Origin of the sequence: Anaerotignum sp., from assembly GCF_040307045.1 — a bacterium.
Taxonomy (GTDB): Bacteria; Bacillota; Clostridia; order Lachnospirales; family Anaerotignaceae; genus Chakrabartyella.
Window position 1 is genome coordinate 1 of the sequence record NZ_JAWRKF010000007.1, and the last position, 10,540, is coordinate 10,540.

Sequence of the window (10,540 nt, forward strand, 5' to 3'; positions counted from 1 at the left end):
CTTTAAATTCTCTACATATACTATTTTCATAGATATGTTTAAGTAGCATGCGAATCCCTTATTTTATAAAAGTCAATTATTTTAGCAAAGTTAGGCTTACACTTTTCATACCTTTCTTGGTTATTTACCATCTCAATTAACTCCATAGAATTTAGATAGCAATACTCAGGGAAGACAACTTTTTGTGTAGGTAAGAAACCAAATTTCTTATCAAAGGATATCACCTTCTCATTTTTTATTACACAATGTCCATATAAATTTTCGATTTTCAGATGATAAAAGATAAAATCATATATGAGTATCATAGCTTCAATTAGTTCCTTAGAACCACGATAATTTGTATCCCCGATTAACAATCTCCCTAGTATACCAACTTTATTTTCGCAATCTAAATCATTGATTCCAATGGTTCCAATTTTTATGTTGTATTTTTTTACAATTATCATAAAAAGTATATCATTGCTTTTTAAATACTTATCGTTATACCACTTTCTTTGTAAAGGCATAGTAAGTTTATAGCTTTGATTTAAATATTTATTGTTATCGGGATTGTTTCTCCATTCAATTATTTTGCTAAAATCACTTTCATCAATAGGCTTCAATTTTACATAAAAACCATCTATTTCTACTGCCCTAACGTCTCTCAATCTTGCTCAACTCCTGTAAATATTGATTATAATCTATAAGCCAAGTTATATACAGACATTCCTTTTTTGGATAATATTTAAGTTAATATTATTGATGCGAGTGCATATGTAGTACAGTGTGATAAAGAAACATATATTTGTTCTATATTTATAGATATTACAAAATCCTTTGTGCTGCGATAAAGTGAAATATAAGGCATCCAATTAGAATTGTAAAGTACTTCTATATGATTAGGTTGAATATCTTTAGTAAATCCTGTTCCAATAGCTTTCGAAAAAGCTTCTTTAGCAGCAAACTTCTCAGCTAAATATTGAACCCTTTTACTCTCAGTAAAGGCATTAACTGATTTTAACTCTGCTTTTGTATATACCTTATGTAATTGTTTTTCATATTCACATAATTTTTTTACTTGTAAAACTTCAACAATATCAATTCCTAGATACATGTACTAATTATCCTCATTTTCCATAAATCATATATTACGCAGTTTTTTAAATCTAGGACTATGTTGCTCTTCTAGAGTAACTATTGTAAATCTTGTAGGGATTTTGTATTTAGCTAATTTCCCCATACAATGCTTTCTCAATCTTTGAGTAAGGTTAAAAGCTTCCTCTGATTCGTATAATGAAACTCTAGCTTGAACAACCTGTCCCATCAAAGGGTGCAATACACCATATACAGAAACTTCCTTTATGTTATCCGCCTGTAGCAAGACCGTTTCTACTTCACCAGGAAATACTTTTTGACCTCCAACATTTATTACTTCCGACTTTCTTCCTACAAATCTTACATATTCACCTTTTACTTCGACTTCATCTCCTGTGCACATCCACCCATCTTCATTAAAGGGATTTTCAGCATTGATATATCCTACCATATTTGCTTCAGATCGTACCCAAAGTATATTATCAATAATTTTTGTTTCAAAACCATCTCCACCTAGCTTCACCCATAATGATCCATCACTTTCTGACCTTGATCTGAGAACTCCAACCTCTGAAAGTCCGTAAGTTTGCTTTGTTTCAGAATTTGGGAATATAGTATTAATCTTTTTAAGCGTTACCTCATTCATCATTTCTGTCCCATAGGTTATTAGTTCTATAGATCCTAGGTCATAATTATAATAGCATTTTGAAGCAATCAGTAAATTCAAAAAAGTAGGCGTTGTCGGCAAAAGGGTAGCCTTTGACTTTTCGATATTCTTACATATATTCTCAGGGGTTCGCTCATCAATGCATATACCTACTCCTAAGTATGCGAAGGTAGATAAAAATGTATTAAAACCCCCAAAATGATCCATCATCAAAAATAATACTGTTCTCCAACCTTTTCTTTGCTTTGTAAACTTATTTAATACTTTTTCACAATCATGAAGTATTCCTTTAGGCTTACCCGTTGAGCCTGAGGAGAATACTATTAAGCCTGCATGTTCTCTCTCTTTAAAGCTTTTAATCAATTCATTCTCAGTATATGTGCAAATTTTTTCTAATATCCATTCGTCTTTGTTATCAAATTGAAATATCCATTGTATTTCTGCAATTTTTATGTAATAAGGAATTTCAGATTTTATTTCTTTAGTAAAAGGCACTATTATAGATTTGTTTTTCATTAAAGCAAAAAACAAAGAACAAGTTCTTGGTGAAAATTCACCTACCACTCCACATATAGAACCAGTAGCTATATTTTTATTTTTTAAATATGCTTCCCATTCTTCTATCATCTCTATAAGATCTCTATAGCTATACTCTTTGTCTTTCCAATATAGCGCAGGAATATTTGGGTTTTCTTTCATTCTATTTATAATTATTTCTAAAGCTTTCATAGCCATTCACTCCTCGTGTACTTTTCCTAAATAAACTCAATCCCATGCTCTTTTAGAGTGAGAACTATTAATGGATAATTAAGAATTTCAACAGTTTCTTGCTCACTAAAAGTAACATCAAACTCAGATTCTAACGCAAGAATTAGGTTCAAATGTTTTATTGAATCCCATTCATCAACCGTATCAATAGATGTATCTTCGTTTATAGACTTATCATCCACTCCGAAAATATCTGCTATTAAACTCTTCAATATTTCTTCCTTAAATTTCATATTGCACCTCTCATATAACTTATTTATAAGAATTACTTTACAAATCTATTTAACAATAACATTAATATAACCTGGAGCACTTATAGCTAAATTTTTATTCATAAGTCTCCAAGAACTTCCTAATTCATCCTCATGCATTAAATCGAACCCTAATTTTTTATATAAAAGTGATACTTGATTATTTTTACTCGTAATATTATATCTCCCATTAATTTGACTGCAACCTCTTTTATAAGCATTTTTAACTACATATTCTATAAATGGATACTCTACATTTCGTCCAATTACACGACAACTTAATAAAAAAGTGTCTATGTATGCAACTTCATTTATATATTTAATTATAACAGTTCCAACTATCCCCATATCTGATATATTGTCTTTTACCTTTAAGTAGAACACATCATCATTATTTCTAATGAATTCCAATATTTCTTCCTCAGTATACCTCTTTGTTGTTAAATTGAATTGGTTTGTTTTCTGTGTCATTTGAGAAATTCGCGCAACATTTATTTCACTTACTTTCCCGATCTCAACCTCCATACTTAAGCTTGATAAATAATCATCTATAGAACTGGATTCCTCATAAATTTTCTTTCTTTTTATATTATCTTTATATGTTTTTGTTCTAATTCTATCCTCTTCTGTGATAAAAATAGAATCAAACAAGCCGCATGTATTTATTATTTCTTTATATAACGAAGGAAATTTAGGCAAGTTTATAACACTGACTTCCGGAAGCCTCTCTTTTATTAAATTACATTCAAACTCACTATCATCCATAAATACTATGCTGTCTACCCCAATATTTAGATCCTTTGCAATTCTAGCAATATTTGTGGCTTTATCATCCCAATTAATTTGATATGTTGAAAAATGCTCTTCTCTTAAAACCATACCGTCATGTTTATTTAGAACCTCTATCACATCATGCTCATTGTTCTTACTGCAAAGTGCTAAAATAATTCCTCTATTATATAGATTTAAAATTTCATATTGAAATGACTTATAACATATTCCCGGATAGTTATTGCCTATCTGTATTCCATTGAAACCCGCTTCTCCGACAATTCCTCCCCATAAGGTTTCATCACAATCCAAAACTAAACACTTTTTTTGCTTGCCTTTCAAAAAACGCAAAAATTTAATGTACTCTTGACCAAGAGGTATTAATATATTTTTACCCAGAGGGGCACTAGCCATATACCAATTTCGTTTATCAAAGCCATCCTTAAATCCAAATCTTAAAAATATGCTAAAAAAGTCTACAATGTAAACATTTGAAAATTTCTTTACTAAATCTATGAGCCTAGAATTAATTTTTAAGATTATATTTGTTAGTGAGTTGGAACTCTGAGCATCTAAAGCACTCATTGTAGGAAAAGATGTTATTGGGAAATTATTAATTAATAAAGGTGCTTTAGATTTGCTTTTATAAGTATTAATTAAATTATCAATATTACATATAACTCTTTCTATTATCTCATTTGTTCTTTCACTATCCAGCATTGAATAATTTTGGAAAAGCTCTGGCGCAAGTATTTCTAACCACTGAATAATTATAACAATTTCAGGGGAAAAGTTATAAAGATCACTATTATCATTTAATATATCCTGATTAATATTATCAAAATTGTTAACATATATTTCAGGAACAAATCCTTCCAATAAGAATTCCCCTTCTAAAACTGGAACCAAAGGTTCAACAGTAAAGTTCCTCAGTATTGCCAATCGTATAGAAGACTTATCGTCTATAATGCCTCTATGCTTATTAATATAATTAGATATAAGCATATAATTTTTATAGGACTTATCATTATTAAGCATATTCGCTAAATTTTTTAAACTATTTATTTTCAATCACCCATCCTTTCTAACTTATAATGCTTCTACTAAGGCAGCATAGTTTACTGAAACCTTTTCTTTTTCCCATTTGTCTTCAGGTATATTTTCAAGAGGGATAATGCATTCTCTCAAAACTGATAGTCCAGCGTCCTCTATGTGTTGTCTTATCTCCCTTGCACTATGGAAATGGTAAATATGGTCTACAGCCGGGCAGTTGGCACATGTAGAAACAAATATCTTTCCATCCGGATGCAGTAAATTTCTTGCTTTTACTAAAAATTCTGAAGCATTTTCCACGTGTTCTAAGACTTCTCCCATAACTATAAAATCATACTCTTTCTGAGACTCGTCAATATTTAAAAAATCATTATTTATTAAGATCGTTTTACTTAAGTCTATTTTATATGCTACTAGCATTTCTTCAGTAATTTTTAACGAGGTTTCACTTATGTCTATCAAAGTGCTTTCTGCATCAGAAAACATTTTTAGTACCTCTGCAGCAAATAATCCGTGTCCTGCACCTACCTCAAGGTATTTGGTAACTCTAATATATTTTATGCTTTCCTGAAAGAATCGAAAGATTCTATAATGATTTGGCCAGAAAAGATATGAAAATAGGAGCCCAATTATATAATCTCCCATTTTCTTTTTATCACCATAAACATGTTGCTTGACTGACTGTAAATCATAAGCTGAGTACTTGCCCGTTTTCTTAAATTGTATTTGTTCACGCAATATTTCCATACAGGTTTTATTATACGATCTTATAATTTCTTCTTTCTTTTCTTCATCATTGAGAAAATTACCATTTAGCAATTCGCTAAGCTGCTCAGCAAAACACCAATAGTAAGAATCCTGATTCTCAACGAAGTCCATTATCCTCCTTTTTTGTAGTGGATTTTGACTTAATACTAAACTCAGTATTTTATAGAACTGAGGATATGTTTGTGAAGTCATTTAAAAACCTCCTATTCCATCACTGCACCGCCACATACTCTTATGTTTTCTCCAGTAATAAATCTGGCACCAGGTTCCAGCAAAAATGCTATTACATCAGCTACCTCCCCGGGCGTACCTAATCTACGCAATGGTGTTTGCATCCTGTATATCATTTTTGCCTTTTCAGGCATTTTTTCAATTCTTTCTGTCTGTGTCATTCCCGGAGAAACAATATTAACTCGAATTCCTTTAGGGCCATATTCATTGGCTAAAGATTTAGCTAGTGAAGCTAAGGCAGTTTTTCCTATAACATAATCAGTTTGGTACATTGGAGGCACACCATTTATTGCGACAGACCCGATAAATATAATCAATCCAGATGCTGCTTTTATCATATTAGTGATTGAGGATCGCACACAATTATATGCCCCTTTTACTTGAATATCTAAATGTTTTTGTATATCAGTCCAATCCGTTTCTTCAAATGGCTTTAAAACACTGTCTGGTGCTGCACAATGAATTACTGCCTGCACTTCACCCACCTCCTGCCTAATTAAATTGAACATCTCTTCTACTTCTTCCATTATTGACACATCTGCTTTAAAACAGTATGCTTTACCACCTTCATTTTGAATTTCTGCGACTAATCTATTTGCTTCAACTTCACTGCACCTATAATTAATCAATACAGTATGACCTTCACGCGAAAGCTTTCGAGCAATTTCTGCTCCAATTCCTCTTGAACCGCCAGTAATGAGCACTAACTTTCTATCCAAATCAGTCACTTTACCCTCTCCGTTCTTTAATTCCAATAATTTTACTTTTGACTCACCTGTTACTACTATCTGCTTATGCTGATTTGTAATAATAATATCTAAAACCAAGGTTCTTGTAGATTTTGATATTTGTTTTACTTTTGCTGACACTGTGATAGTATCTCCTATAAAAACAGGATGAATAAATTCTATAGATTGAGAAGTCCACAAAGCTCCATTTCCAGGTATCAACATACCTATAATAGTGGAAACATATGAAGCTGTAAGCATTCCATAAACAACGGGCTTACCAAATTGTGTTTTTGCTGCATAATCCTCATTCAAATGCAGAGGATTATAATCTCCCGTTAAATCAGCAAATTTTTTTATATCTTCCTCTGTTAATGTGCGAGTTAATTCTGCCATATCATTTACTCTCAATTCCTCAAAAGGAATAGAAAAATTAATTTTTCTGCTTATATTGTCATTCACCATTAATACCACCTTATAGCAGTAGCTCCAAAAGTAAAGCCAGCTCCTACACCTGAAATTATGACCAGGTCATCTCGCTTTATTCGCTGTGCTTCTACTGCATCATTTAATGCTATAGCCATTGAGGCATCCGCAGTATTGCCTATATCAGTAATATTAGTAAACGTTTTACTCATAGGCTGCTTCATTTTTCCCATCAAATATTCTATTAGTCTTAAGTTAGCTTGATGGAAAATGAAGTAGTTTACATCTTCAATTTTCTTACTAATTTTACTTAATACTCTCTTAATTACTATTGGTTGATATTGAATAACTTGTTTCCACACTTCCATGCCATTCATTTCATAATACTGGAAACCTTCATTTACATTTGAAGGATTTATGGTATAGCTAGACCCTCCACCTCTTAATCTTACAGCATCATATACTCTTCCGTTTGAAAGAATATCACTTGCCAGTATACCATATCCGCTGGGAACTTGTCCTAGAATAGCAGCTCCGGCTCCATCTCCAAAGTATATAGCTGTGCTGGGATCAGTCCATTTAATGTATCGTGATTGAATTGCTGACCCAATTACTAGTGCATATTTATTATTTGAATCCATGATCATGCGATCTGATGCTAAAGTCAATCCAACTTGAAACCCAGTGCAATTAGCCATCACATCAAATGCTCCTGCATTCCATGCGCCGAGTTGTTCTTGTATTTTACATGCCATAGCAGGGAAAATATAATCTCCTGTAAAAGTACATCCTATAATCATATTAAGTTGTTCTGAGTTTATTCGTGCATTTTTTAAGGAAACCTCAGCTGCTTTCAACGACATCCCTGACGCAGTTTCATAGTCTTCTACTATAAATCTTTTACTGATGCCAGTCTTTTTATATATTTCTGCAGCGGATACTCCTGTTAGGCGCTCAACTTCTTCATTTGTAATAACCTTTTTAGGTATATACTTCCCTGTACCAATTATCCCAATGCCAAAATCTTTCGCAGTCATGCTGCTCCTCCTTGCCAAAACATTACTATTTAATCAAAACCTAGACTATTATTTATATAAATATGCTTATTCTCATTCCACCATTTTTTTGCTTCATAAATACTCCAATTGCCCCCATGTCCAGGAAAAATTAACATATGGTCTGAAGACAATTCAAATATTTTTTTAATAGATTGCGATAGATGTTTCATATTGCCAGTTGGCAAATCCGTTCTGCCAATCGACTCAAAGAGTAAAGTATCTCCTGTAAAAATAAAGTTATTAAAAATAATGCAAACCCCTCCCTCACTGTGCCCTGGAGTATGAATCACACTAAAACTTTCTTCTCCAAAAACAAATAGCTTATCTGAATCATAAAAACTTATTTCCTTGGGAATTTTGACTCTGCATCCTGCAAATCTTTGAGCATACATATCAGCATGCATCAACATTCTCTTATCGTTTATATGAACATAACACGGTATTCTAAACTTTTCTTGCAGTTCAGCACTTATCCCTAAATGATCAAAATGTGCGTGAGACAATATAATGAACTTAATATGCATTTCATTGTATTGAGTTTCCTTTAATATTTCCTCCATATTGTATCCTGGGTCAATAATTACAATTTCATTGCAACCGCTATGCTTTATAATGTAGCAATTTTCTAATAAAAAATCCTGTGTGACAATCTTTATAATGGTATAGTCACCTATATTAAATTTCTTTTCTATTTCCATTTATGTCACCAAACCCATATGAATTACTTGACCGGTAATGCTCGTACTATTTTCTGACGCGAAAAATGATATCACGTTGCAGATTTCATCTATACTTAGTTTTCTCTTAATTGTCAATTTATCTAATGCCTTGTCTATTATTCTTTCACCTAAGACCTCTACTGCATCTGTCATTATCATAGAAGGTGCTATAACATTGCAAGTTATTCCAAAAGGTGCTAACTCCTTAGCAAGTATTTTTGTCATTTCAACAATAGCTGACTTTGTAGCTGAATAAGCTGAGGTTCCTTCTAAATGTAACCCAGCAGACATAGATGATATTGTAATAATCCTTCCTCGCCTTTGTCTCATCATATGTTTTGATATTTCCCTACATGTATAAAATGTTCCTGAAATATTTGTTTGTATTAAGTCTTCAAACAAACTGCCTGGCATCATAGTAAGTATTGTAGCTGCTGGCGCAATGCCTGCATTACATATAAGTAAGTCAATTTTATCTGTTTGCTTTTTAATATCATTTACCCATTGACATACCTGTTTTTCATCTGTAATATCAGCTTGATAATGGAAGTAATTTGAGTTTTTAATCGTCTTCTGACTCCTACTGCAGCCAAAAACTTTATGTCCTTGATCTAAGTAATATTCAGCTATTCCTTTACCTATGCCTTTGCTAGTTCCAGAAATAACAATGGCAGATAAATTGTTCATGCCAATCACCTTTTACTTTGATATTTTCTTAATATAATCTATCAATACCCTAACGTTTAATGCTGAATTACCAACATTAAAATCATGAATATCTGTTAATATCAAAAAAATTTCTTTTTGTGTTCTATCTTTAATCCTATCTTCTAAATCCATGAACAACGTTACAAAAGCCACTGAATCAAAAACTGATCCGTTACCAATTAAAACTGTATTATCACAAGCCTCTACACAATTATCAATCATTCCAGCCTCATACAAACTATCAAAAGATTCTTTTATTAGTTCTCTAATTTGTATATCGTTCATTATAAATACCTCCAAAATTTACTTATTATACTTTTATATTACTTATTATAGTTATTAATTCTATAATAGTAAAACTCTTAGTAATCTCTACTATGTTCTAAAGTTTTTATAAATTTATTTTTTTTGAAATAAAGCAAGAAATAAATCTTCATTACCTAATAAATTTTCAATATTGTGATTTAAATATATATTATGAGCTTTTTCCCCTACTTTTTTATATATTCCATTTAAATAGTCGCACCATTTGTAAATATGATTCTTCTCAATTCGTATTGATAACTCTTCTCCTTCTTTTTCTCTATAGTTCTTATCCGATATCAGCTTGCCAATATAATTAGCAAAGTCCTCCATATTATTAAAACTCTTATCATCACTATCATATAATATATCATCAATGGAGAGTGTTCTACTATTATAGTTTTGTAATGCCGCAACAGGCAATTTATTTAGTCCGCCATCTAATGCCGAAGTCAGGGAACCAAACATATAAGAATCTACATATATATCTGCTATAGCATAATATTTTTCTATATCTTGTTGTACCCCTATGGGAAGAATTCTTCCTTTTGTTTCTTCATTGGCCTTTTGCCATAATCCCGTATTATCGGGCCCAATTACAATAACCAATACATCATTGTGTCTATCAAGCACTCTTTTTAATATATCAACATAGTGAATTTTGCCGAATGTTTTAAACTTATATGCTGAAGCTATAGTTAATAAAACTACAGCATCTTGTTTTATGCATAATTTATCCCTGATGATGCTTTTGGTTTCAAATTTTATATCCGGCAACTCAAGCGGCAAAGGCAGGTATGAAGTTCTGCATGTATTTCTTCTTATCCCTGATAATTCTTCCCCGGCTTCTCTAAAGTTTATTAAGTTGTCAATTATGCTTGTACCTATCCAAAAAACATGATCTCCATGATTCATAAATAAAACCGGTGGTCCTCCTTCTACGCCAAACGCCATAATAGGAATAGGGTCAAACATATGTACATGAAGAACAACGATATCTGCCCATTCATAGGCT

12 protein-coding genes are annotated in these 10,540 nt (G+C 31.9%); all 12 read right to left on the reverse strand.

What is annotated here, in order from left to right:
• Positions 1–38 precede the first annotated feature (38 nt).
• On the reverse strand, positions 39–647 hold the full coding sequence (locus ABVZ64_RS05510; protein ID WP_352400051.1) for a GNAT family N-acetyltransferase: 609 nt from the start codon (positions 645–647) through the stop codon (positions 39–41).
• A 77-nt stretch (positions 648–724) separates the two neighbouring features.
• Positions 725–1,093: a holo-ACP synthase gene (gene acpS, locus ABVZ64_RS05515; RefSeq protein ID WP_352400052.1), complete on the reverse strand. Its 369-nt coding sequence runs from the start codon at positions 1,091–1,093 to the stop codon at positions 725–727.
• 27 nt (positions 1,094–1,120) lie between these two features.
• Complete coding sequence (locus tag ABVZ64_RS05520; RefSeq protein WP_352400053.1) at positions 1,121–2,470, reverse strand: ANL family adenylate-forming protein; 1,350 nt, start codon at positions 2,468–2,470, stop codon at positions 1,121–1,123.
• 26 nt (positions 2,471–2,496) lie between these two features.
• Complete coding sequence (locus tag ABVZ64_RS05525; RefSeq protein WP_352400054.1) at positions 2,497–2,742, reverse strand: acyl carrier protein; 246 nt, start codon at positions 2,740–2,742, stop codon at positions 2,497–2,499.
• 45 nt (positions 2,743–2,787) lie between these two features.
• A complete protein-coding gene (locus ABVZ64_RS05530; RefSeq protein ID WP_352400055.1) occupies positions 2,788–4,602 on the reverse strand; it encodes an HAD-IIIC family phosphatase in 1,815 nt (604 codons plus the stop codon).
• An 18-nt stretch (positions 4,603–4,620) separates the two neighbouring features.
• Entirely contained in the window at positions 4,621–5,544 is a 924-nt protein-coding gene (locus tag ABVZ64_RS05535) for a class I SAM-dependent methyltransferase (RefSeq protein ID WP_352400056.1), read from the reverse strand.
• An 11-nt stretch (positions 5,545–5,555) separates the two neighbouring features.
• Positions 5,556–6,776: an SDR family oxidoreductase gene (locus ABVZ64_RS05540; protein WP_352400057.1), complete on the reverse strand. Its 1,221-nt coding sequence runs from the start codon at positions 6,774–6,776 to the stop codon at positions 5,556–5,558.
• On the reverse strand, positions 6,776–7,774 hold the full coding sequence (locus ABVZ64_RS05545) for a 3-oxoacyl-ACP synthase III family protein (RefSeq protein WP_352400058.1): 999 nt from the start codon (positions 7,772–7,774) through the stop codon (positions 6,776–6,778). The genes ABVZ64_RS05540 and ABVZ64_RS05545 overlap by 1 nt, the downstream gene beginning before the upstream one ends.
• A gap of 29 nt (positions 7,775–7,803) precedes the next feature.
• Entirely contained in the window at positions 7,804–8,493 is a 690-nt protein-coding gene (locus ABVZ64_RS05550) for an MBL fold metallo-hydrolase (RefSeq protein ID WP_352400059.1), read from the reverse strand.
• The gene (locus tag ABVZ64_RS05555) at positions 8,494–9,201 is read right to left on the reverse strand and encodes an SDR family NAD(P)-dependent oxidoreductase (RefSeq protein ID WP_352400060.1); all 708 of its coding nucleotides are present in this window, start codon (positions 9,199–9,201) and stop codon (positions 8,494–8,496) included. It abuts the gene before it with no gap.
• 12 nt (positions 9,202–9,213) lie between these two features.
• On the reverse strand, positions 9,214–9,507 hold the full coding sequence (locus tag ABVZ64_RS05560) for a hypothetical protein (protein ID WP_352400061.1): 294 nt from the start codon (positions 9,505–9,507) through the stop codon (positions 9,214–9,216).
• Positions 9,508–9,621: 114 nt separating this feature from the next.
• Positions 9,622–10,540: glycosyltransferase family protein (locus ABVZ64_RS05565; RefSeq protein WP_352400062.1), on the reverse strand; the 919-nt coding region annotated here is incomplete at its 5' end.